27 protein-coding genes are annotated in these 22,814 nt (G+C 70.2%); 16 read left to right on the forward strand and 11 right to left on the reverse strand.

Features of this window, described 5'->3' with window-relative positions; all coding sequences use genetic code 11:
• Positions 1–7: 7 nt before the first annotated feature.
• Both J2Y42_RS13730 and J2Y42_RS13735 read right to left on the reverse strand, forming a co-directional pair.
• Entirely contained in the window at positions 8–226 is a 219-nt protein-coding gene (locus J2Y42_RS13730; RefSeq protein WP_089875838.1) for a helix-turn-helix transcriptional regulator, read from the reverse strand.
• Positions 220–630, reverse strand: coding sequence for a hypothetical protein (locus J2Y42_RS13735; RefSeq protein ID WP_309859671.1), 411 nt, complete (start codon positions 628–630; stop codon positions 220–222). The genes J2Y42_RS13730 and J2Y42_RS13735 overlap by 7 nt, the downstream gene beginning before the upstream one ends.
• A 129-nt stretch (positions 631–759) precedes the next feature.
• On the opposite strand from J2Y42_RS13735, the gene panD reads away from it, so the two are divergent.
• Positions 760–1,170 carry an aspartate 1-decarboxylase gene (gene panD / locus J2Y42_RS13740; RefSeq protein ID WP_309859673.1) on the forward strand — a complete coding sequence of 137 codons (411 nt, stop codon included), beginning with the start codon at positions 760–762 and terminating at the stop codon, positions 1,168–1,170.
• 43 nt (positions 1,171–1,213) lie between these two features.
• Here the strand turns inward: panD and J2Y42_RS13745 are convergent, their stop codons facing one another.
• From J2Y42_RS13745 to J2Y42_RS13760, 4 genes are read right to left on the reverse strand one after another with little or no spacing between them, the layout of a single operon-like run.
• The gene (locus J2Y42_RS13745) at positions 1,214–1,663 is read right to left on the reverse strand and encodes an ASCH domain-containing protein (protein WP_309859676.1); all 450 of its coding nucleotides are present in this window, start codon (positions 1,661–1,663) and stop codon (positions 1,214–1,216) included.
• Positions 1,660–1,902, reverse strand: coding sequence for a hypothetical protein (locus tag J2Y42_RS13750; protein WP_309859680.1), 243 nt, complete (start codon positions 1,900–1,902; stop codon positions 1,660–1,662). Before J2Y42_RS13750 ends, J2Y42_RS13745 begins: the two co-directional genes overlap by 4 nt.
• Before the next feature lie 44 nt (positions 1,903–1,946).
• The gene (locus J2Y42_RS13755; RefSeq protein WP_309859682.1) at positions 1,947–3,536 is read right to left on the reverse strand and encodes an alpha/beta hydrolase; all 1,590 of its coding nucleotides are present in this window, start codon (positions 3,534–3,536) and stop codon (positions 1,947–1,949) included.
• Between the two features lie 16 nt (positions 3,537–3,552).
• Positions 3,553–4,452: a LysR substrate-binding domain-containing protein gene (locus J2Y42_RS13760; protein ID WP_309859685.1), complete on the reverse strand. Its 900-nt coding sequence runs from the start codon at positions 4,450–4,452 to the stop codon at positions 3,553–3,555.
• A 111-nt stretch (positions 4,453–4,563) separates the two neighbouring features.
• On the opposite strand from J2Y42_RS13760, the gene J2Y42_RS13765 reads away from it, so the two are divergent.
• Positions 4,564–5,280: an SDR family oxidoreductase gene (locus J2Y42_RS13765; RefSeq protein ID WP_309859688.1), complete on the forward strand. Its 717-nt coding sequence runs from the start codon at positions 4,564–4,566 to the stop codon at positions 5,278–5,280.
• A 19-nt stretch (positions 5,281–5,299) separates the two neighbouring features.
• Here J2Y42_RS13765 and J2Y42_RS13770 read toward each other — a convergent pair whose 3' ends face one another.
• On the reverse strand, positions 5,300–6,550 hold the full coding sequence (locus J2Y42_RS13770; protein ID WP_309859690.1) for a hypothetical protein: 1,251 nt from the start codon (positions 6,548–6,550) through the stop codon (positions 5,300–5,302).
• 221 nt (positions 6,551–6,771) lie between these two features.
• Here J2Y42_RS13770 and J2Y42_RS13775 point away from each other — a divergent pair, with 221 nt between their 5' ends.
• Entirely contained in the window at positions 6,772–8,070 is a 1,299-nt protein-coding gene (locus J2Y42_RS13775) for an alpha/beta hydrolase-fold protein (RefSeq protein WP_309859693.1), read from the forward strand.
• A gap of 28 nt (positions 8,071–8,098) precedes the next feature.
• On the opposite strand, the gene J2Y42_RS13780 is transcribed toward J2Y42_RS13775, so the two are convergent.
• A complete protein-coding gene (locus J2Y42_RS13780) occupies positions 8,099–8,767 on the reverse strand; it encodes a GAP family protein (protein WP_018191028.1) in 669 nt (222 codons plus the stop codon).
• A gap of 142 nt (positions 8,768–8,909) precedes the next feature.
• On the opposite strand from J2Y42_RS13780, the gene J2Y42_RS13785 reads away from it, so the two are divergent.
• Genes J2Y42_RS13785 through J2Y42_RS13795 form a run of 3 tightly spaced genes read left to right on the forward strand, consistent with a single transcriptional unit; the run spans position 8,910 to position 10,272 of the window.
• On the forward strand, positions 8,910–9,236 hold the full coding sequence (locus J2Y42_RS13785) for a hypothetical protein (RefSeq protein ID WP_309859695.1): 327 nt from the start codon (positions 8,910–8,912) through the stop codon (positions 9,234–9,236).
• A 33-nt stretch (positions 9,237–9,269) separates the two neighbouring features.
• On the forward strand, positions 9,270–9,605 hold the full coding sequence (locus J2Y42_RS13790; RefSeq protein ID WP_309859697.1) for an ATP-dependent DNA ligase: 336 nt from the start codon (positions 9,270–9,272) through the stop codon (positions 9,603–9,605).
• A gap of 34 nt (positions 9,606–9,639) precedes the next feature.
• Positions 9,640–10,272, forward strand: a complete 633-nt coding sequence (locus J2Y42_RS13795; protein ID WP_309859699.1) for an MBL fold metallo-hydrolase — start codon at positions 9,640–9,642, stop codon at positions 10,270–10,272.
• Between the two features lie 116 nt (positions 10,273–10,388).
• On the opposite strand, the gene J2Y42_RS13800 is transcribed toward J2Y42_RS13795, so the two are convergent.
• Positions 10,389–12,053, reverse strand: coding sequence for a SulP family inorganic anion transporter (locus tag J2Y42_RS13800; RefSeq protein ID WP_309859702.1), 1,665 nt, complete (start codon positions 12,051–12,053; stop codon positions 10,389–10,391).
• 53 nt (positions 12,054–12,106) lie between these two features.
• Positions 12,107–13,003 (reverse strand): hypothetical protein, encoded by an 897-nt coding sequence (locus J2Y42_RS13805; protein WP_309859704.1) that lies wholly within the window; start codon positions 13,001–13,003, stop codon positions 12,107–12,109.
• Positions 13,004–13,157: 154 nt separating this feature from the next.
• Between J2Y42_RS13805 and J2Y42_RS13810 the strand changes: the two genes are divergently transcribed.
• Complete coding sequence (locus tag J2Y42_RS13810; protein ID WP_309859707.1) at positions 13,158–13,724, forward strand: ATPase; 567 nt, start codon at positions 13,158–13,160, stop codon at positions 13,722–13,724.
• Entirely contained in the window at positions 13,721–14,263 is a 543-nt protein-coding gene (locus J2Y42_RS13815; protein ID WP_309859710.1) for an ATP-binding protein, read from the forward strand. The genes J2Y42_RS13810 and J2Y42_RS13815 overlap by 4 nt, the downstream gene beginning before the upstream one ends.
• 61 nt (positions 14,264–14,324) lie before the next feature.
• Here J2Y42_RS13815 and J2Y42_RS13820 read toward each other — a convergent pair whose 3' ends face one another.
• Positions 14,325–14,996, reverse strand: coding sequence for a GAP family protein (locus J2Y42_RS13820; RefSeq protein ID WP_309859713.1), 672 nt, complete (start codon positions 14,994–14,996; stop codon positions 14,325–14,327).
• A 196-nt stretch (positions 14,997–15,192) separates the two neighbouring features.
• On the opposite strand from J2Y42_RS13820, the gene J2Y42_RS13825 reads away from it, so the two are divergent.
• The 8 genes from J2Y42_RS13825 (at position 15,193) to J2Y42_RS13860 (ending at position 22,494) form a co-directional block, all read left to right on the forward strand.
• Positions 15,193–15,522, forward strand: coding sequence for a YciI family protein (locus J2Y42_RS13825; RefSeq protein WP_309859717.1), 330 nt, complete (start codon positions 15,193–15,195; stop codon positions 15,520–15,522).
• Positions 15,519–16,757 (forward strand): DUF6596 domain-containing protein, encoded by a 1,239-nt coding sequence (locus J2Y42_RS13830; protein WP_309859720.1) that lies wholly within the window; start codon positions 15,519–15,521, stop codon positions 16,755–16,757. The genes J2Y42_RS13825 and J2Y42_RS13830 overlap by 4 nt, the downstream gene beginning before the upstream one ends.
• Before the next feature lie 381 nt (positions 16,758–17,138).
• Positions 17,139–17,675 (forward strand): peptide ABC transporter substrate-binding protein, encoded by a 537-nt coding sequence (locus J2Y42_RS13835; RefSeq protein WP_309859723.1) that lies wholly within the window; start codon positions 17,139–17,141, stop codon positions 17,673–17,675.
• A gap of 29 nt (positions 17,676–17,704) precedes the next feature.
• Positions 17,705–17,893 carry a hypothetical protein gene (locus J2Y42_RS13840; RefSeq protein WP_309859726.1) on the forward strand — a complete coding sequence of 63 codons (189 nt, stop codon included), beginning with the start codon at positions 17,705–17,707 and terminating at the stop codon, positions 17,891–17,893.
• Between the two features lie 137 nt (positions 17,894–18,030).
• Entirely contained in the window at positions 18,031–18,627 is a 597-nt protein-coding gene (gene xrtR, locus J2Y42_RS13845; RefSeq protein WP_309859728.1) for an exosortase R, read from the forward strand.
• Complete coding sequence (locus tag J2Y42_RS13850; RefSeq protein ID WP_309859731.1) at positions 18,627–19,997, forward strand: glycosyltransferase family 2 protein; 1,371 nt, start codon at positions 18,627–18,629, stop codon at positions 19,995–19,997. Before xrtR ends, J2Y42_RS13850 begins: the two co-directional genes overlap by 1 nt.
• A 14-nt stretch (positions 19,998–20,011) precedes the next feature.
• Positions 20,012–20,596, forward strand: a complete 585-nt coding sequence (locus J2Y42_RS13855) for a hypothetical protein (protein WP_309859733.1) — start codon at positions 20,012–20,014, stop codon at positions 20,594–20,596.
• Positions 20,593–22,494, forward strand: a complete 1,902-nt coding sequence (locus J2Y42_RS13860; protein ID WP_309859734.1) for an acyltransferase family protein — start codon at positions 20,593–20,595, stop codon at positions 22,492–22,494. The genes J2Y42_RS13855 and J2Y42_RS13860 overlap by 4 nt, the downstream gene beginning before the upstream one ends.
• Positions 22,495–22,814: the final 320 nt, after the last annotated feature.

Consider the following 22,814-nt stretch of genomic DNA (forward strand, 5'->3'; position numbering starts at 1 on the left):
CTGTTTCTCAGTTCTCGGGGTACTGGAAGACGTCGTCGAGGGGGACCCCGAACACCCGCGCCAGCTGGAAGGCCATCTCGAGCGAGGGGGAGTAGCGCCCCTGCTCGATGGCGATGATCGTCTGCCGCGTGACGCCGACCCGCTCGGCGAGTTCGGCCTGCGTCATCTCGCCGGCCGCGAAGCGCAGCGCGCGAAGCGAGTTGGTCACGCGCGTGGGCTTCACCATTCCGGCATCCCCCGGCGGTACGCGGTCAGTCGGGCGGCGGCGCCGACGATCGCGGAGAGCACGAACGCCAGGTAGACAGCGTTGGCGATCCAGAACCACGGCGCCTCGACGAGCGAGAGGAGGAGGGCCGCGACGGCGCCGATGACGACGAACGCGCCGCCCACGCGCTCCCCGAACGCGAACACCTCGCGGTCGCGCTGGTCGCGCTTGCCCGCATCCCGCCGGTTGCCGATCGCCAGCACGATCCGCGCCAGGATGTTGGCCACGATCGCCCCGCCGACCGTCCAGAGCAGGAGCGGTACGTACGCATCCGGCCCCAGGGCGGCCAGCAGGATCAGGTAGGTCGCATACCCGGCGACCGCGGTCACCAGGTAGACCCACGAGTTCTTTTCGTCGAACGACATCCGCCGCTTCCACCTCACTCGGTCATGTCAAAGTTTCTGTACATGGCGAGTGTAAGCCCGAGTAGACACGATGTCAAAGCTCTTTTACATGGGGGAATGGCCGGGAGGCCGACCTGGTTGGATAGGGGCGTGCTCCGAACGATGTTCAAGTCGAAGATCCACCGCGCGACGGTGACGCACGCCGACCTCCACTACGTCGGCTCGCTGACCGTCGACAGCGACCTGATGGCGGCGGCCGACCTGCTGCCGGGCGAACAGGTCGCCGTGGTGGATGTGACCAACGGCGCGCGCTTCGAGACCTACCTGATCGCCGGGGAGCCGGGAAGCGGCGTCGTCGGCGTGAACGGCGCGGCCGCTCACCTCGCGGATGTCGGCGACACGGTCATCGTCATCTCTTACGCGCAGCTGGACGACGCAGAGGCTCGCACGTTCGTCCCGACCGTGGTGCACGTCGACGCAGCCAACCGCATCCTCGCGATCGGCGACGACCCCGCGGACGCCATGACGCCCGGCGTCGAGCGGCCGCCGCTCGCGCTCTGAGCTCCGCCTGACGTCGCCGCTCGGACGATGCCGCCGGCGCCCCTCAGGCGATGCGGACGGCTCGGTGACGACTGGGCAGCTCAGCGAGCTCGAACTCCGCGACCACGATCTCCGTATCGCCGTCGATGCCGGGCCACGCCGCACGGTGGGCGGCCTGCCAGCGGGCCGCCGCATCGTCGGTCCCGCCCGCGACGGCGGGGCGCGCGGGCGCCAGGTCGGCGTCGTCGACGCGGCAGGTGATCACGGCCGCCAGCTCGATGATCGCGACCGGCTCGTCGTTCGAGTCGACCAGCTGGTAGCGGGTGCCGGGCACCGGAAGCGGCTCCCCGTCGCGGAGGTAGTCGGCGAGGGGAGTAGTGGTCGCCATCCGCGCTCCATCCAGGATGTGACGCGTCACGTCCTCGCGCTCCGGTCCCGGCCGACCGAAGGCGACCACCGGCAGCTGCGCCGCGCGCGCCCGGAAGCGCGAGGTGCGCTCGGCGACCCGCATCATGTCTCCTCCGGAAGCGGGTCGCCGTCGTCATCCATCCGGTCCACCAACCGGTACACCGCGCGACGGGGCCAGTCGGTGCTGTCGTCGAGGACGAACACCTCCCACACCTCGTCGTCCCGGTACCGCGCCCGGCCGCGTAGTGCGGCGGGCGGCTCTCCGGGGCCGGCGGTCAGCCGGATCACCGCATCGACCAGGCCCGGTCGCTGCATCACCGCTTCGAACGTGACATCGCCATCCATGTCTGCACCCTAGGGATGCGGACGAGCGCCGGAAAGCCAGCAGGTCAGCAGGTGGGCTGCGACCCGGGCACCTTCCCTCGGACGAAGTAGTCGTCGACGATGCCGTCGATGCAGCCGACCCCGCGTCCGTAGGCGCCGTGGCCCTCGCCCTTGTGCGTGACCAGGACCCCGCTCGACAGCAGCTTCGACAGCGCGACGGCCTGCGAGTACGGCGTCGCCGGGTCGCCGGTGGTGCCCAGGACGAGGATGGGCGCGGCGCCCGGCGCCGTGAAGTCCAGGGTCTCCGTCGGCTTCGGGTAGGGCCAGTGCGCACACGCCTTCTCGCTCGCCGCGAAATTGTCGTACACGCCGATGGAGCCGAGCACCGGCGCGGCCTTGCTGATCCGGTCGATGCCCTCCTGGAAGCCCGGGCTGTCGTCACGGTTGGGTTCCGCGCACCCCACGGCGAAGAACACATCCATCAAGCGCCCGAAGTACTCGCCGTCCGGCAGGCGTTCGTTGGAGCTGTCGGCCTGCTCGAAGACCGGTTCAGGGTCGCCCTTCTTCACCGCGCGCAGCACCTCGGTGACGGTGTCCCAGGAGTACTCGGCGTAGAGGTTGTAGGCGATCGCGTCCACGACCGTGGACGAGTCGAGGAGCCGACCGTCGGACGCCTTCGGCTTCGTGCGGTCGACGCTGAGGATGAGCTCGTGCGCCTGCTTCTTGGCCTTCGTCAGAGGGCCTTGTACGGGACAGTCGGCAGATTTCAGACATTTCGTGAGATACGCGGCGAACGCCCGGTCGAAGCCGGCGGCCTGCCGGACACTGCTCTCGAACGAGCCGTACGGCGGCTCCACGGCGCCGTCGAGCACCATCCGTCCGACCTTGGCGGGGAAGAGTGCCGCATAGACGCTGCCGATGTACGTTCCGAACGAGATCCCCAGATAGTTCAGCTTGTCGTCGCCGAGCACTGCTCGCATCATGTCGAGGTCGCGGCTCACGCTGGCGGTGTCGATGTGGGCGAGCAGCGGGCCGGTGTTCTTCACGCACGCGTCGACCCACGCCTTCTGGCGCGTCTCGAGCTCCTTCTCCCAGCCGGCCGAGCCGTACGGGTCGCGGAACGTGCCGGACAGCATCCGGTCGCGATCGCGGTCATCCGTGAAGCAGACGATCGGGGTGGACTTACCGACCCCGCGCGGGTCGAACCCGACCACGTCGTAGTCGGACATGACGCCCTTCGAGCCCTGGAAGCCGCGCAGGAACTCGATGCCGGAGCCGCCCGGGCCGCCCGGGTTGATCAGCATCGAACCGCGCGCCTTTCCGCTCTCCGCCGGCCGCTTTGCGATCGCCAGCGTGATGCGCTCTCCGCCGGGGTTGGCCCAGTCGACGGGCGCGATGAGGTCGGCGCACTGCATCCCCGGGTCGAGGCAGGGGGCCCACGACACATCCTGCTTGTAGTACGGCTCGAGTTCGGGGGCGACCTGCTCGTCCGTGTGCGAGCTGAGGGTGGTCGGGGGGACGATCTTCGGCTTCGTCGCCGACACGCACCCCGTCAGCAGCAGCGCCCCGACGACGGCCCCGGCGAGGAGGCGGAGGCCGCCGAGACGATGGGCGGATGTTCGGCGCGGGGAAGTCACTGACCTGCGGATGCTCATGCATCCACTATTTCAATCAGACGTGCGAGCGCACATCCTCCGATCGGATGACGTCGGCGGCGGACGCCACCGCCACGAAGTCCGCCACGAGCGTCGAGCGCCGAGAGGACTCCCAGCCCAGGTGGACCGCGGTCTCCGCCAGGTCCACAACCGGCACAGCGCGCACATCCGGGCGGATGTAGAACGTGGCGGTCGAGAGGGGGAGGACGGCGATTCCCGCTCCCATCGCGACCAGCTCGAGCTTCTCCTCGACCGTGCGGCTGGGCCTGCGCCGCGGCGCCCGTCCGCGGCGCGAGCCCCCTTCGGCCGCCGTCCATTCGGGCACCGCGGCGGGGTCCTGCAGAAGCTGCTCGCTGCTGAGGTCGACCAGTCGCACCTCGGCGGATTCCGCGAGCGGATGCGACGACGGGAGCATCGCGACCCGTGGTTCGGTGAACAGACGGACCGAGGCGATGCCGCCGGCGTCGAAGGGTTCGCGCAGGTAGCTGACGTCGGCGCGGCCGTCCAGGAGGACGCGCGACTGCTCTTCCCACGTCGTCCGCATGACCTCGACCGTCACGTGCGCATGTGTCTCACGGAACGCTCGCACCGCGCGGGTGACCGTGAGTCCGGGCATGAATCCGACGGTGAACACCGTCTCGCCGCGCGCCGCGACAGCGACGCGACGGCGGACGGCGGCCGCAGCGGCGAGCAGGGTCTCGGCCTCGTCGCGCAGCATCCGTCCGTGCTCCGTCAGCTGCGTGCCCCGGGTGTCGCGCACGAACAGTTGAACGCCCAGCTCCGCCTCGAGCACCCGGATCTGCCGCGAGAGCACCGGTTGCGCGATCATCAGCGCCTCCGCCGCACGGCCGAAGTTCAGCGTGTCCGCCACCGCGACGAAATAGCGCAGTCGCCGCAGATCGAGGTCGGTGTTCATCTGTCGATGATGCCACTGATACCCACCGGGTGTCACCGGAGGCGAAAGAGGTCTTGGACGCTCGCGGCGGCTCGGCGGAACACTGGATCCGTCCCACCGAAAGGAACCCCCATGTCTCTGAAGAACTCGCACGTCGTCGTCATCGGCGGAAGCTCCGGCATCGGCATGGCGACGGCCCGCGCGGCGCTCGACGCCGGCGCACGGGTGACCATCGCATCCAGCCGCACAGCGAGTGTGGATGCGGCGCTCGCCCAGCTGCCCACAGCATCCGGTCGAGCAGTGAACGTCCTCGACCCCGCCGACCTGCGTGCCTTCTTCGCCGAGACCGGGGAGGTCGACCACCTGGCCTACACGGCGGGGGAGCCGCTGAGCCTGATGCCGATCGACGAACTCGACCTCGACCGGGCACGCGGCTTCTTCCAGGTGCGCTACTTCGGCGCCCTCAACGCCGTCGCCTCCGCGAAGCCTCACCTGGCAGACGGCGCGTCCATCACCCTCACGTCCGGGTCCGCCCGCACACGGCCCGGAGCAGGATGGGCGGTCGCCTCCAGCCTGTGCGGCGCGATGACGAGCCTGGCCGGCGCACTCGCGGTCGAGCTCGCGCCCGTGCGCGTGAACGTGGTCGAGCCGGGCATCGTGCGCAGCCCGCTGTGGTCCGGGATGAGCGCGGACGACCAGCAGGCGATGTACGACCAGCAGGCCGCCGTGCTTCCCGTCGGCCGGGTCGGCGAGGTCGAGGATGTCGCCCGGGCGTTCGTGTACGCGATGACCCAGGAGTTCATGACGGGGACGTCCATCCCCGTCGATGGAGGCGCGCTGCTCGTCTAGCGCGCCTGCGGCCGGCCGGTCAGCGGCACTGCCCGGCGACCGCGATCTGCTGGTCGCTGGGGCGGCCGTAGGCCTCGATGCCGGAGCCCGGCACGTCGAAGCCCATCGCGATCGCCCACGCCGTCGCCCACATCTCGTCGTCGCCCTGGAAGGTCGGACCGTCGAACAGCGGCTTGCACTCCGGACGGACGACCTGCGCGTGCCCGACCTCGTGGGTGATCAGGGCCTTCGCGTTGATGTCCCCGTAGGTCCAGCCCTCCTGCAGGCTGAAGTTGAGGTCGATCGTCGCCCAGCCGCCGTCGCCCTCGTGGTACATCGTCGTCCCGGAGTACCAGCCCTCGCCCAGGCCGCTGACCTTCTCGTGCCACTGGAAGTCGAGGGTGACGCCGTGGGCGATGGAGCGGGCGTAGGCCTCCATCTGCGCGCGCACCGGATACGCCGGGTCCTGCTTGGCCGCCTCGCCCGCGGCCTGCGCAGTGTTGACGCCATCGATCGCCGAGATCACCGCGAGCAGCCGAGAACCGTCGATCGTCGAGGCCGCCGAGACGTCCGCCTTCGCGTCGTCGATGGCATGCCGCAGGGTGACCTTGCTCTCGTAGGTCGCGGAGGTGTCGGCCGTGAGCACCTGCTCGCCGTGCGCGGTGAGCTCGGCGGAGACCGCGGCCGCGCTGGTCGACACGGCCTTCTGCGCCGCGGTCAGGGCCTTCAGCTCCGCCGCCCGCGTGCGGCGGGTGGTCTCCTCCTGCTTCGCGAGCTGGAGAGTGCGCTGCACGTCGGCGGAGACGCTCCACGGCATCAGGTCGGGGCTGCCGGCGGCCACCTGCGGCGGGTCGAACGGAGTGAACGTCAGGCCCTTCGACGCCTTCGTCAGTGACACCTGAGCGTCGGACAGCTTCTTCGCCGTCGACTCCTGCAGGTAGTCCGGACGCTGCTTCACGCCCCATGCGGACAGTGACAGCAGCGCAGCTCGCGCCTTGTCGATCGCCATTCCGCGGCGGTCGGTGACGTCGTCCAGGGCGGTGGATGCGGCCACCAGTTCCCGGTGCGCCTGCGACTCGGCCTCCGCGGCGAGCGCGCGCCAGCCCCATCCCGCGGCCAGCGTCCCACCGGTGATCAGCAGGAGGGCTGCGGTCGCCACGATCCAGAACCGGCCGCGGCGCCGCGAAGCCGGGGGCGTTGAAGCCGCCGAGGGCGTCGACGCGTCGACCGGAGGAACAGCCTGCGGGGCTGCCTCCTCAGACTGGGGGCGGCTCTGTCGTTCGTCGCTCACGGGTTCCTCTCGCCGCCGATCTGCACGCATGCAAAAATTCGTCCCGGTCACTCTACGGTAATATTTCTCTTGCGCAAGACCCGCGCTCGGGGGCCGCCTCCCGCCGATCTGCGAACCTCCGCAGACTCTGCCGACGAGTCGGCCTGTTCGTTCGGCGAACACTTGTATAGTCGAGCTGCTTGAGGGACCCGTCCTGCGGTCCGGGGGAACGAGGGGGCCGCGTGTTCGACGGACTGCTGGCGCTGGACGTCGTCGACGGGCCGGTGCCCGTGGTGGTGTTCACGCTGGCGGCCGCGCTGCTGGTCGGACTCCTGCTCCGTCGCCCGTCGCCGCGCTGGCTGCTGCGGATCGCTCTCGCGGCTGTGGCGGGGATACTGGCCGCCGTCGCGACCTGGCTGGTCTGCATCCGCTGGCTGAACCTGTTCGGCGAGTCGCTCGGCTTCGGCAACTACGCCTGGATGGCCGTCGCCTTCGTCGGCGTGGCCATCGCCGTCGTCAGCATCGGGAGGCGTCCCGCCTGGCGCATGGCCGTCGCGATCGCCGCCGTCCCGGTGTTCCTCCTGGCGGCCGGCGTCGGCATCAACGCCAACTACGGGCTCAACCGCACCCTCGGCAGCGTGCTCGCCATCGCCGTCCAGAAGCCGCTGAAACTCGCCCCGCCCGCGCTCGCCTCCACGGGGTACGACTCGTCGCTCTGGAAGCACTGGACGCCGCCCGCGGACATGCCCGCGCACGGGCTGGTCGGCACGGCGAAGATTCCGTCGACCGCGAGCGGATTCCACGCGCGGGATGCCGGGCTGTACCTGCCGCCGGCGGCGCGCGTGGCGCATCCACCCGCCCTTCCCCTGATCGTCATGATGATGGGCCAGCCCGGCAATCCCGACCCGGAGCCCATCGCCGAGGTGCTCGACCAGTACGCCGCCACCCACCACGGCCTCGCGCCGGTCGTCGTCGTGGCCGACCAGCTGGGCAGCCCCTACGACGACACGCTGTGCCTCGACACCGCGCGGTTCGGGGAGGCCGAGACCTACGTGACGACGGATGTCACGGCCTGGGCTGAGGGCAACCTTCCCGTCACCCGCGACCACCGGTTCTGGACGGCGGCCGGGTACTCCAACGGCGGACTGTGCGCGCTGTCGTTCGCGATCGACCATCCGGAGCTGTACGGCGGCATCCTCGACATCTCGGGGGAGGAGTTCCCCGGAGCCGAGCATCCCGACGCGACCCTGCGCGACCAGTTCGGCGGCGATCGTCAGGCGTACGAGGCGGCGAAGCCGTTCGTCAAGCTGCGGCAGTTCCGGCATCCGGGCATGACGGCGATCTTCACCGCCTGCCGCGACGACCCCGCGTATCACCACGTCGCGCTCCGGGCGGCCGCCGCTGCCCGAGCGGCCGGGATCGACTCCGCGTTCGCCGATCTGCCGACCGGCGGCCACGGCAGGGGTGCGCTCATGGGCGGCCTCACCGAGGGCGTCCGGCTGCTGTATCCGCTGCTCGGGCTGGAAAAGCCGGCGGGATGATCCTCGGCAGTCCGATCCGCCGCCGGGCTCAGAAGCGTGACAGCCCGTTGCCGATGATGACCGTGCCGATCACGGTCGCGACGATGATCGCGACCGTCGTGTCATTGCGCAGCAACCAGCGTTCGGTCGCGGCGAGCGCCGGCCGCGCCTTGTCGGGACGGATGAGGGCGAACAACGCCGGCCCGCCGACCGAGCTGCCCCCGATGAGCACATAGATCGCGATGACGATGACGTCCTCGGACACCGGGAGCTTCGCCGGCCCGATCACCAGACCGGCGGCGATGGCGAGCAGGATGGACTTCGGCCGGATGTTCAGCGCGAACCCCAGCCCGAGGGCCGGGAGGGAGCGCATCCGGCCGAGGGCCACCATCCAGCGGGGGAGCGTCTCGCGTTCCGCCGCCTGCGGGTGCCGCCGCAGCTCGATGACCGCGTAGACGAGCAGGGCGACGCCGACGAGGATCTCCAGGACGCCGACGAAGGGCTCCGGTCCGACCGAGGTGTTCGCGGGGATGGCGTGCAGGAAGATCGCGAAGAGCGACGTGATCGTGACGAGGCCCGCGACATATCCGACGACGAACAGGGTCGGCACCCGCGGCCGGGCGGCACCGAGCAGCAGAACGAGAACGGCGAGGATCGGGACGGAGCTGAGCGCGACCGCGACGGCCAGCGGCAGGAGTTGCCCGATGACGCTCAGCATGCGACTCCTTTCGCCGGAGAGCCCGCGGCGAGTCGGCAGCCCATGCGCCGTCCGCTCAGCCGAGGGTACGACAGCGGGTGCCCGTGCGGACAGGCACGGTTGCCCCTGGAAAACGGCGACGATCCGTGCGATTGATGGGTATATGCAGAAGCTCTACTACGCGGGAGGGCACATCTTCCTCGACGACGACGTCTGCGACGCCCTGGTGCGGTACGCACAGGCCCTCGCAGATGTCGGCAAGTCCGACCTGGTTGTCGTGCCGGCGCTTTCCGACGAGGGCCTGCGCGGGGAGACCCGCCTGCTCATCGGGCCGGCGAGCCAGCTGTTCACCGCACCGGCCCTGGACCGCGGCGCGGACCTGCGGGATGCGGAGTCGACCCGCTCGATGCGCGACAAGACGGCACGCCTCCAGCCGTCGTCCCCCGTCATCGGCCGCAACTCGGACCTGCCGGAGGAGGACTTCGGATGAGCAGCACCATCCACACGAGGTGAGATCACACACATGGGAACCCTCTTCTACGGCGCCGCCCGCCTGGCCATCAGCTTCGACGACCGCGTCCTCGCCCACCTCCAGATCGCGATCTCCACGAAACTCCGGCGCCACGAGACCTTCATGCTGAACTGGCGCGACAACGAGTCGGTCGGCGACGGCCGGAGCGGCGTGTGGATCGGCCCGCAGACCGACCTGCACTTCAAGTACTCCGGCGGCCGCTTCCCCGAGATCAACCGCGACTGGGTGAACGCGCTGGTCGTCTCCGCGTCGACGCCGCTCGGCCTGCAGCTGCTCGACGAGGGGAGCCTCGAAGGGCCGCCGTCGGGCACCCCGGCGGATCGCTAGCGAGAACGCGCCTGCGGCGTGCGAAGCTGAGCGCATGCAGCTACTTACCGACGGCGTCTACCGCCTGCGGAAGGCGACGGGCGCCAACGCGTATCTCGTCGACACGGGCGAGGCGTCCGTCGTCATCGACACCGGCACGCCCGGTGGCGCATCCGCCCTGATCGCCGAACTCCGAGACGAGCACGGCCTGGGCCCGGTGACCGACATCGTGCTCACCCACTACGACCCCGATCACGCCGGATCCGCTGCGGCCCTGCAGCGGGAGACCGGAGCCCGGGTGTGGATCGGCGCCCGGGATGCCGACATCCTCCGCAGCCAGACGCCTCCGCCGACCCGGTTCCGCCGTTTCCTGGCGCGGGTCTCGCGGGCCACCGAGGTTCCGGCGGGCCTGCACGAGCTGCCGGACGCGGGGGAGACGGAGATCGTTCCCGGCGTACGCGCGATCGCCGCGCCCGGTCACACGCCGGGCCACGTCATCGTCGAGCACCGCGGCGTCGTCTTCGCGGGCGATGCGGTGACGGTCCGTGCCGGCCGGCTCCGGCAGATGCCCGCCCTCCTCACGAGCGACAAGCCCCAGGCGCTCGAAACCGAGCACCTCATCGCGTCGCTCCGCCCGCGCCTCGTCTGCCCCGGCCACGGAGCCCCCGGCCGTCTCGACGCCCCCTGACCCCCTCCGCATCTCACCCCTCCGCCCACCGTCGAGTCCGCAAACTTTGCACGCCCCGGGGGCTCACAGCGTGCAGTTTGTGCGTACTCGACGGTGGGTGGGATACGAGGGAGGGGTCACTCGCGGGCGACGGAGCGCTGGGCGTCGGCCCACGCGAGCTGCACTGCTTTGCCGATCCACTCGGTGCCCTGGTAGACGTTGTCCTCGCCGAGTTCCGCGAGCAATCCGCTCGCGGCGAGCTGCTGGCGCACAGCCGCCTCGCTGATGATGAGCTTCAACTGGGAGGAGGCCGCGGCCAGACTGCGGGCGTAGCGGCGCAGGGAGTCGATGAGCGCCAGATCCAGTTCGTCCGTCCCGCGCAGCCGGATGATCACCACCGAGCCTTCCGTCTCCTCGTCGACGCCCGGCAGCTGCCGCTCGAACGAGGGCGCGCTCGCGAAGAACAGGCTCCCGTACGGCTGCAGCACGATCACCTCGCGCCTGCCGACGATGGCCGGCGGATCCGATTCACGCATCCCGCCGCTCTCGTCCAGGTGTACCTGCCGCACCCGCAGCCGGTTCGACTGCCGGGCGACGAAGAGGATGATGCCGAGCCCGACTCCGGCGAGCACGGCGAACTGCAACGGGATGACGAGGGTGAGCACGAAGGTGACCGCCATGACCGCCGTGGGCAGGATCCCGCTCTTCACCACCGAGTAGACACGGCTCGGCTTGATGGCCGCGTAGCCGATCGTCATGAGCAGCCCGGCAAGCGCCGGCATCGCGGTGAGCGCCACGATGCCCGAGGCGAACACGATAACGAGCGCCATCGTGACACCCGCGACGAACAGCGCCAGCTTCGACCGCGCTCCGGCCGTGACCAGCAGGGAGGACCCCGACATCGACCCGCCGACGGGCATGCCGCGGAACAGGCCGGACACGATGTTGCCGACGCCCTGCCCGATGAAGTCGCGGGATGCGTTCGCCGGCCGCCCGCTCGCCGTCGGGATGCCCGCGGACACCCCCGCGCCCTGGATGAGTCCGACCAGCGCCAGCGACACCGCGGGGATCAACAGGTACGGGATGTCGCCGATCGACGGTAGCGTCGGCAACGGCAGCCCGGCCGGCACCACGACGATGTCGCCGAGCAGCGGCACGCGCGCATCCACCCACAGGTTCAGAGCGGCGGCGGTCAGCGACCCGACGACGACCGCGATGACGAGCCCGAACCCGCCCACCGGTGTGCGCTGCAGCACGACGATGGTGAGGATCGTGACGGCACCGACGATCACGGTCGGGATGCTCCATTGCGGGATGTGCCGCAGCAGGTCGATCGAGCGCGTCACCCGGTTGCTGCCTTCGCCCGAGTAGCCGGTGAACGCCGACAGCTGGCCGAGGATGATGTTGACGCCCACCGCGGTGATGAACCCGGTCATGACGTCGGCGGGGACGAACCGGATCAGCCGGCCGCCCTTCAGCAGCCCGGCGATGCACATGACCAGCCCGGTCAGCAGGGCGAGTGTGAAGAGCGCACGGTCCGGGTCGGGACGCGTCTCCAGGTTCGCGTCCTGGATGACGAGGGCCATCGCCCCGGTCGCCTGCACCGCCATGAACGTGCTGCTCGTGAGCACGGCCGCCCCGACCATCCCGTACAAGTACGCGTAGAGCCCGGCGAGCGGATTGACGCCGGCGAGCAGCCCGGACGCCAGGCCGTCCGGCACGCTCTCGATGCCGAGGACGATCCCGGCGATGGCGTCCTTGACGATGTCACGGCGACGCGGCCGTCGCTTCTTGGCGCGCACAGGCCACACGGTAGCGGCGGCCGGCGCTCATGGCAGGACAGCAGTCGGCGGGCTCACGCCCACTGCTCGAACACCATGAGCGGCACCCGGGTGTGCCAGCCCTGCCACGCCTTGCTCGACCCGATCGTCGCCTTCGTGGAGAAGTCGATGCCGCCGTTCATCCAGAACCAGACGAGGTACCAGTCATTGCTGGTTCCCCAGAAGTAGTTCTGATTCGGCCAGTAGCCGCCGCCGCTGTCACTGTGGTCCTCGTACCAGGAGGTGCCGTCCGCCCACAGCTGGTCGCGGGTGTCGAGGATGGTCTCCATGTCGCCAGGGCCGCGGCGGTGCTGCACCATCACGCACAGCTGCGCACGGTTGTGGGCGACCTGGAGGCTGGAGCTGTCCGCCCAGTCGTACGAGTACTCCACGAGGCCGGACACACGGACGTAGGTGGATGGCGCCTTCGGTTTGAACCACAGCCCGAGCCCAGCTCCCGCGTACATCCATCCGCCCTCCGCCACCGGACGGTCGACGTACGTCTCGGTCAGGTCGATGAACATGCTGGCCTGCTGCGGGTACACGCTGGGGCCGCGCGCGGCGGTCCCGGCTGCTCCCGGCGGTTGGAAGGTCGTCCAGGTGCGGTCGTACGGCGGAGTGGCGAAGAACAGGCGGTCGCTGCTCCCAGTGGTGACCAGACTGAGCGTGTGCAGCTCGCCCGGTGACGGATTCGGATCGCGGCGTGCGATCACCGGCGCTTCAAGCCGCGCGATGGACGCGCTCAGCTCCACGAACCGCTGATCCATACCGGCCAGGACTTCGCTCACCTGTTCGGCCCGCCGGGATGCGCGCAGGTACGCGTTCCGCGACGTCCGCAGGTCTTGCTCGAACGCCTGGTCGAGGGCGAGGGTAGCCTCCGGTTCGTCCGGCTTCTGCTCTGTCGACGTCTTGTTCTCTGATGAAACGGACACGGGGACCTCCCACAGCGCTGCGTGCATCACACGTTCAGGCTCGAGTCGTTCGCGCGTGAGGGTATGCCCGCGGTGCGCGCGGCGGCAAGACCGAATCCGGCGGACGCGCGGGCCGGGACGCGCGGTGGGGCCGCGGCTCGGATAGATTCCCAGCGTGCCGATCGCAACCGCCGAGACAAGGGCCCTGCTCATCGGCGGCCGCTCGGGAGTCGGGAAGTCGACGGTCGCGCTGGCGATCCACGACATCCTCTCAGCCGCCGAGGTCACGCACGCGATAATCGAGGGTGACAACCTCGATCTGGCGTATCCGGCACCGTGGAGCGCCCATCCCGAAGCGCAACTCGCGGAGCGGAACCTCGCAGCGATGTGGTCCAATTACCGCGAACTGGGATACGACCGGGTCGTCTACACGAATACGGCGGCCGTGGTCACCATCCCGCAGCTGCGACACGCACTCGGAGAGGATGCGCACATCGAGGCGGTCCTCCTGCAGGGCAGCGACGAGGCGGTCCGGGGACGGCTGGCCCGACGCGAGCGCGGCGCATCCTTCGACGCCCACCTGGCGCGCAGTGCGGCCGCCGCGGTACGGCTGGAAGCCGACGCTCCCGACTCCGTTGTGCGCATCGACACGACGGACCGGACGCCGGAGGAGGTCGCGGTCGACATACTCCGTACCGTCGGCTGGCCTCCGTCCGGCCTGTCGACGCGTGCGACTCGATGACCACCCGCAACGCGCCTCTGCTGGTTGTCATGTGCGGGCGCTCGTTCTCCGGAAAGTCGACCCTCGCGCTCGCGCTGACCGACCGGCTCGGGGCGCAACGGGTCAGCCTCGACGCCATCAACGAAGAGCGCGGACTGCGCGGCGGGTCCGGCATCCCGGTGTCCGAATGGATGCGCACCAACGACGAAGCGTCAGCCCGGGTCAGGGAAGCGCTCGGTGCTGGACGCACCGTCATCGTCGACGATACGAGTTCGCCGCGGTTCCTCCGCGACCGCTGGCGTGAACTCGCCGCCCGCGCTCACGCCGAGACGGCCCTCGTCTTCGTCGACGCCCCGGAGGAGCTGATCCGCGCGCGTCTCGCGGCGAACCGCAGCGACCTCGCCCGCCACGACGTCACCGACGACGTGATGGATGCGCACCTCAGCGACTTCGTGGCTCCGGGCGCGGACGAGCGCGCGATAACGGTGGATGCGCGCACACCCATCGACGCCTCCGTCGCCCAGGTGCTCGCCGCCTTGGCAGAGCGCCACCCGTCCTGAGAGGCGCGCGCGGCGCATTCAGCCGGGCCCTCTCCACCGCGCCGCGACTCCAGCGAAGGCGTCAGAACTCCCCGAGCCCCTTGCCGATCAGCACGACGCCGATCACGAGGAGCAGCACGGCCATGATGGTGGCGTTGTTGTAGACCAGCCAGGTGCGCAGGGATCCTAGCGGGCGGGCCATCCGCGCGGAGGCGGCCAGGTAGGCGATCACGGGGATGGCGACGGTGGATGCGGCGATGACCGTGTAGACGATCACCGCGACGACCGTCTCCGCCGTCGTCTGCGCGTCGGAGCCGATCGCGATGCCGGCGGCGACGCCCATAAGCAGGTTCTTCGGGTTGAGGGCGGAGAGCAGGAAGCCGAGCACGAGCGCTCGGGCGCCGGTCATCGTGTCGATCGCCGACATCCACTTCGGCAGCGCCGGTTCGGTCCCGACCCTCGGACGGTCGCGCCACTGCTGCACGGCGAGCACGAGCAGCAGCAGGCCCAGCACGATCTCGACGGTGCCCAGGATCGGCTTGGACTCGTCCGGGTCGCCCTGGGGGAGAACTGACGAGAGAAGGGCGAACAGGACGACGGCGACGACGATGCCGAGCAGCCACCCCGCGAGGAACCCGACGCTCGTCCCGCGGGCCTTCGGCGACAGCAGCATGAGGATCGCCGCGATGATCGGGACGGGGCTGATCGCGACACCGAGTGCAAGAGGGATGATGTCGCCGATCACTGGTCCCATGGATGCCCTGCCTTCTCGTGCCGTCGGCCGACGGCGGTGCGACGCGTCGCCTGCTGCACAGTGTGGGGGATGCGGGGGTGCGGGAGCTAGCCCGAATCGGTGCGCGATCTGCAACACTGTCGAAACGCGACGCCCGCGTTCGTAGCAGGGGTGGAGGCCGCCGCGAGGAGGCGGCCCGAAGGGAGAGGATGAGCGCATGCAGTATCTCGTGAACGTCATCGACAGCCGCAGCAACTCGGGCACCGAAGAGGAGGCCGTCGCGATCGACGCCTTCAACGACAAGCTGCGGGCCGGCGGCCACTGGGTGTTCGCCGGCGGACTGGCCGACCCGTCCGTGTCCACCGTCATCGACGGGCGCGGCGACGAGCCCGTCTTCACCGACGGCCCGTTCGTCGAGGCGAAGGAGTGGGCGGCCGGGTTCTGGTTGATCGAAGCACCCGACCTCGACGTCGCCCTGGCGCTGATGGCCGAGGGCTCCAAGGCCTGTAACCGCCGGCTCGAGGTGCGACCCCTCCTCGTCGTGTGACCACTCCTCGACAGGTCACCGGCGCGCACGACGCCCTCACCCGGGCCCACCGCGAGGAGTGGGCGCGGGTCGTCGCCACGCTCGCCAAGCGGTTCGGCAGCCTCGATCTGGCGGAGGAGTCGGCCGCCGAGGCCTTCGCGACCGCAGCCGAGCGCTGGCCCATCGACGGCATCCCGCCGAATCCCGGCGCGTGGCTCACCACCACCGCCACCCGCAAGGCGATCAACCGCATCCGCCGCGAGAGCACCCGCGACGCCCGGCACAGGGAGGCGCACCTCGTGTACGACACGCAGCCCCAGCCGGTCGGCGCGGTCGACGACGACCGGCTGCGGCTCATCTTCACGTGCTGTCATCCGGCTCTGGCCCTGGAGGCGCGGATCGCACTGACCCTGCGGATGGTGGGCGGCCTCAACGTGCCGGAGATCGCCCGCGCGTTCCTGGTCCAGGACACCACGATGGGCGCCCGTATCACCCGGGCGAAGGCGAAGATCGCGGCGGCGAACATCCCGTACCGGCTGCCGACCGCTGAGGACCTGCCGCACCGGGTCTCCGGTGTGCTGACGGTGCTGTTCCTGATCTTCAACGAGGGATACCTCGCCTCCGGTCCCGACACAGCCCCCGTTCGACGCGATCTCACACGGGAGGCGATCCGTCTCACGCGGCTGCTCCACGAACTCCTGCCGGACGACGGCGAGGTCACCGGGATGCTCGCGCTCATGCTCCTCAGCGAGGCGCGCAGCGACGCCCGCGTCTCATCCACCGGCGAGCTGGTGCCGCTGGGGGAGCAGGACCGCGGGATGTGGGATGCATCCCTCATCGCCGAGGGTCACGCCCTGGTGCGCGAACGGCTCGCGTCGGGCGAGCCGGCCGGCCGGTACCAGCTGCTGGCGGCCATCAACGCCGTGCACACGGACGGAGACGCGCCGGACTGGGCGCAGATCGTCACACTGTACGACCAGCTGTCGGTGCTCGATCCGTCGCCCATCGTCCGGCTGAACCGGGCGGTCGCGGTGGGGGAGCGCGACGGCCCGGAGGCCGGCCTCGCGCTGCTGGACGCGCTCGCCCCGCAGCTGTCTGCGTACCACCCGTTCCACGCGGCGCGCGCGATGCTGCTGGTGCGGCTGGGACGGGAGGTGGATGCGCGCGCCGCCTACGAGTCCGCGCTCGCGCTGACGGACAACGCGGCCGAGACCGCCTACCTTAACCGGCAGCTGGAGCACCTCGCCGCGCGCTGACCGTGTGCGCCGGTCCGCCGCGGGCCGGGCGTGTCGTCGGAGATCCGCGCCTCAGCCTCCCTCATCTCCATCCCCACCGCGGTGAGGCGGAGATTTCGGGCACTTTCTCCGACGGTGCGCCCACGGGAACCGGGCAGTGGTCGCCGGCTCTACTCAATCTGCCCTGATGGCATACGCAGCGCACTACTCTATAGGCCCGATTCCGCCTGAGTAGGAGTAAGGGGCCGGTGATCCTGGGTGAGCTTCCCTTCGTGGAAGCGAACACCCGAAAGGAACACTATGACGAAACTTCGCAACGCCGTACTAGCCGGCGTTCTCGTGGCGGGGATCGGTGGCGCAGGTATGCTCGCGGCTGCCCCGGCGTACGCAGCACCACCCACCGTGACCGGCGGCGGCGGAACGCTCGTAAGCGCCACGGGCTCCGCGGGCCAGACCTTGGACATGGCATTGAGCGGTCCGGTGTGGAACTTCAGTTCGCCGGTGGAGACCGTGTGGATCGATGTCACCGTGCCCGACGGCACGAATCCGATCAATCAGCGGATCGTCACGGACGGCCTCCGCTACACCCTTTACCACCTCCCGACGTACCCGGCCAATGTGTGGCGTATCGCGGTGGATTCTCCCACCGGCGTCCCAGTCTCGATATCGAGTCTCAGCATTCCGACCTTCCAGATCGCCGAGATCACCCCGGGGGCGTTGCAGGGCACTGTTACGTACGACATCTATCAGGTCGGCTTAGACGGTGTGAACGAGTTGGTCACTGGCGAATTCCAGCCGTCGGCCACGTTCACCTGGACCGAGGACCAGCCCGACACCCCGGTCATCGCCCCGGCGATCGGCGGCGCAGCCGCCATCGCGGGCATCGGTCTCGCGGGCATCGTCCTCGTCCGACGCCGCCGCAACGCCGAGCAGGCTTAACACTCCCACGAGATTGGACAGGTGACGTCATGTACGGAACCGCAACCCCGATCGTCGGCGGGATCGCCGGCGCCACAGCCCTCGCCACGACCGGATTCGACGCCTTCGCCTACACGTTCGTAGCGGCCGCGTTCGTCCTGGTCGGGCTGGCGCTCGTGCGCGCCAACTACATCCGTCGGCGTCGCGCCACCCGCGCGGCGAAGGCCGCCTCGGCCTGACCGGCCGAGCAGAAGGACTCCCGGGGTCGCGTCCCTAGCGCGACCCCGGGGCTCCGCCGGCCTCTCCGCGCGCCTCACACCCGTTCACCCGCCCACTGCCGTGGGCTGCTTTCCCGAGCCCACGAAGGAACCCGACGATGTCCACCATCGCTCCCGCCACCCCCGCGCCCTCCCGGCGCGCCGCCCGTCGGCTGCTGACCGCCCTCCGCGTGCTCCTCGGCCTCGCCGTCGTCGCGCTCGGCATCCTCTTCCTCGTCAAGGAGTACTCCGCCCGCCTCCTCGAGGCGCAGGTCGGCGCCTGGCTGGTCGACAGGCTCTTCGCGACCAACGCCCTCCCATCGCTCAGTGCAGGAACCCCGGCCGTCGTCTTCGGCGTCCACGACACGTTCCTCGCGCTGCGCATCACGATCGAGTGCTCGATCGCGCTCTACGCCGGCAGCATCGTCATCTTCGGCGGGCTGCTCCTGATGCTCCCGCGGCTGCGGACCGTCCGTGTCGTCGTGGCCACCGCCCTCGGTGCGGGTCTGATGATCTTGCTGAACCAGGTGCGGATCGTCGGCCTCGCGTGGGTGCTCTCCGAGTACGGACGCGACGGCTTCGAGTGGGCGCACAGTCTCGGCGGCAGCTTCCTGATGACCGCCGGTCTCGTCGTCAGCCTGGGCGTGTTCCTCGGGATCGTCCCGCGACGTCGCCCGCGCCGCCGCTTCCGCTCCACCAGGAAGTCGGTACGCTGATGGACCTGCTCTTCCCCATCCTGAACACCATCGCCGGTGTCGTCATCTCCCTGTCGCTGGTGTACTTCCTCGCCGCCATGGGTGCCGGGATACACGAGCTCCGCAAGAACAAGACCAAGCTCGGCGTGCAGGGCGACGCCCGCTACGAGCAGCCGTTCCTCGACGAGCCGGAGACCTTCGACGTCTACTTCCTGGTGCCGTGCCTGAACGAGGAGGCCGTCATCGGCGCAACCGTCGCAGCCCTCGCCCCCGGTCGCCGCAGCACGACCATCGTCATCGACGACGCCTCCGACGACCGCACGGCCGAGGTCGCCCGCGAGCACGGCGGACCGAACACGATCGTCCTCAGCCGGCAGCTCCCGAACGCGCGCACCGGCAAGGGCGAGGCGCTCAACGACGCCTACCTGCTCGTCCGTCAGCTCGTCGAAGAGCGCGGCCAGGACCCGGCCCGCGTGCTCATCTGCGTCATGGATGCCGACGGCCGCCTCTCCGACGGCGCGCTCTCGCACGTCCTCCCGATCTTCGAGGACCCCAAGGTCGGCGGCCTGCAGCTCGCTGTGCGCATCCGCAACCGCAACACCAACTTCCTCACCCGCTTCCAGGACTTCCAGTTCTGGTCGATGTCGGCCATCACGCAGTTCGGCCGCCGGAAGACCGGCACGGTCAGCCTGGGGGGCAACGGCCAGTTCACCCGCATGTCGGCCCTCGAAGGACTCGACGGGATGCCGTGGTCGGCGTCCCTCACCGAAGACCTCGACCTGGCCATCTCGCTGCTCATCAAGGGCTGGACGCTGGAGACGACTCCCGCGGCGTCGGTCGACCAGCAGGGCGTCGAGTCCCTTCGCCGGCTCATCGTCCAGCGCCGCCGCTGGTACCAGGGCCACATGACGGCGGGCAAGCGCATCGTCGACATCTGGAAGAACCCCGACCTGTCGAACGCGCGCATGTTCGAGATGTCCGCCTACCTCTCCGTGCCGTGGCTGTTCGACCTGCCCTGGTCGATCCTCTGGCACTGGCTGCTGTTCACGTTCATCGTCCGCGCCGACTCTGTGTTCTCGTACGTCGACGGCCCGCTGTCGCTCGTCGTCGGCCTGGTCGCCTGGTACGTGCTCACGTTCGCGCCGTCGATCCTCACCACCGTCGTGTACCTCCGACGAGACCGTCGGGTCGGACTCGGCTGGGCGATCCTCATGGGTCACGCCTTCCTGGTCATGAACTACCTCTCGTTCGCCTGCGCCTGGGGAGCGCTGCTGCGGATGATCCAGGGCCGCACCGGGTGGGACAAGACCGCCCGGTCGGCCGAACCTGGGGAAGCGACCGCATCCCCGTCCACCACCTCCGCGGCCGCCTCCGCGCCCGCGTCACACTAAGGAATCAACGAACAATGAAGAGTATCCGCATCGGACTCGTCGCCGCCGGCATCGGGGTCGTCCTCGCCACCTCCGGCGCCGGCCTCGCCTCCGCCGAGGAGGCCGCCCCGAAGAGCGAGCACGCGGTCGTCGCGATCACCGCCCCCGTCGACTTCACCCGGGCCGACTCGAAGAATCCCGAGTTCCGCGGAACGGGCGCGCCGGGCGCATCCGTCGTCGTGGGAGACCCGCAGGGGACCGTACTGTGCGCGGCCAAGGTCACCGCCTCCGGCTGGTCGTGCACCTCGGTCGTCGACATGGGCGACGGCTCCACCTCCGTCACCGCGACCCAGAACGCGTGGGGCGAGATCACCAGCGACGTCGCGACGTTCGAGGTCGCCCACCAGGAGAAGCCGCTGTTCGAGAACTGGATGATCCTCGGGGCCGCCAGTGTGCTCCTCGTCGTCGTCAGCGGCATCAGCCTGACCGTCGCGCGAGCGCGCAAGCGTCGTCGCGAGGCAGCGGAGAAGGCAGAAGGGAAGACCGCGGCCGGCACCGCCACCCCGACCCGCGACCCGAAGGGCGCAGAGGCCTCCGCCGACCGCGTCCTGAGCCGGTGAGGGGCCGCAGCACCCTCGCGTCCGCCCTCCTCGCTCCCCGAGGGGGCGACGCGGGGCGATCCGGATTCCGCCACTACGCGGCGATCGACGGGCTGCGCGCGGTCGCCGTCCTGTCGATCGTCGTCTATCACACCGGCTTCTACACGAACGGGCTGTTCGGCGTCGACGTGTTCTTCGTCCTCTCGGGCGTCTTCGTCACCCTGATGCTGACGCGGGAGTACTTCCGCGGCGAGGTCCGCGTCGGCCGGTTCTACGCCCGGCGGGTGAAGCGGCTGCTGCCGGGGCTCGTCGTCACGCTCGCCATCACGGCCGTGCTGGTATGGATTCTCGGCTCACCGACCGAACGCGCCGACTTCCTCCCGCACGCGCTCGCCTCGCTGGCGAACATCGCCAACTGGGAGCAGATCCTCAATGGCGACGCCTACTGGGAGGCGGTCGCGCCCGGCCCGCTGAGCCACATGTGGTCGCTCTCGGTGACCGAGCAGTTCTACCTGATCTGGCCGCCCATCCTGCTGCTCATCCTGTTCGTCCACCGGCGCGGCCGTCCGCTGACGGTCGCCACCCGGCCGACGCGCGTCGCCATCGCGGCCTGGGTGAGCACGGGGCTGTTCCTGCAGCTGTCGATCTGGACCGCGTACGTCTTCTCCACCTCCGGCGCGGATCGCGCGTACCTCGGGACGGACACGCACGCCCTCAGCCTGGCCGCCGGGGTGACCACCGGCCTGATCATCGCGGCGCGCGAGCGGCGGCCGTTCGCCCGAACCGAACGCGGGCGCCGCGTCCTGGTGCGCTCGATCGTCGGTGTCGTCGCCGCCTTCCTCATCGTGCAGCTGAGCATCGCCGCCGAGACGTACCAGGCGTCGTGGCTGTACTACGGCGGCCTCGCGGCCGTCGCGGTGTTCGCCGGGGTGCTGGTGTGGAGCCTGACCGGCCCGAGCATCCTCACCGCGTTCCTGAGCTGGACCGTACTCGTCACCCTCGGCCGCGCGTCGTACTCGATCTTCCTCGTCCACCTTCCGCTGATCTGGCTGGTCAGCACGCTGAACCCGGGCACTGCGCCGCTCGGGCTCCTCACCACTGTGCTGCCGCTCAGCGTCCTGTGCGGACTGGCGCTCCACTTCGCGGTCGCCGAGCCGCTGCGCCGCGCACGCTGGCGCAAGCCCGGCAGTCTGCTCGCCGCGACAGCGATCACGGTGTGCGCCACGCTGATCGCGCTGGCCGGCACGCCGCCCGCGCAGACGACGGCGGGCGGCGGAGTGCGCGTGCTCACCCTCGGCGACTCGCTCGGCGCCGACTTCGCCTCGGCGCTCGCGCTGGAGGAGGCGGGCGTCCGCACCTCGGTCGTCGATCGCAGCGTCGGCGGATGCGGGATCTTCTCGCCCGAGCAGACCCGGACCCCGGAGGAGCCGGAGCTCGCGGTGCCGCGCGACTGCCTGCCCTGGGAGCAGCGCTACCGCGACGCGCTCGCGGAGGCCCATCCCGATATCGTGCTGATCACGCTCGGCTGGGATGCGGTCGGCCAGAAGCTCGACGGAAAGTGGACCGACCTGGCCCAGCCGGAGGCGCGCTCCCACTACCGGGCGCAGCTCGAGACCCTGCGCACGATCGTCGCCGCAGCGGGCGTTCCCGTGCTGCTCGCCAACTCCCGGCCCGACTCGCCCGTCACCGAGCCGGACGCGGCCGCCGCGCACGACGCCCTGATCGCCGAGTTCGTCGCCGCCACCCCCGAGGTCACCCTGCTCGACCTCAAGGGGAAGGTCTGCCCGAACGGACGCTGCACCACCTCCACGGCCGACGGAGACCCGCTGTATGTGGACGGCGTCCATTTCAGCGACGCGGGCCTGCGCGACATCGCCCCCTGGCTCGGCGCGGCGGTCGCGTACGCGGACCGCCGCTGACCGGCATCAACCGGCGGCCACCACCACTCACGACCGCTCACCGCATCCACCACTCGCCGCCGCCCCACTCACCGCCGCCCCACTCACCGCCGCCGCATTCACCGCCGCCGCATTCACCGCCGCCGCATTCACCGCCGCCCCACTCACCGCCGCCGCACTCACCGCCGCCGCACTCACCGCCGCCGCACTCACCGCCGCCCCACTCACCACCCCGGCCGACTACTCAGCCGCGCCGCCTGGGCCGCACATCCACTACCCAATGCCCGCCGATCCCGCGCTCAGCGCCCGGATCGCGGACAACGCTGAACCCGCCCCTGTTG

Source organism: Leifsonia sp. 1010, assembly GCF_031455295.1.
Classification (GTDB): Bacteria; Actinomycetota; Actinomycetes; order Actinomycetales; family Microbacteriaceae; genus Leifsonia.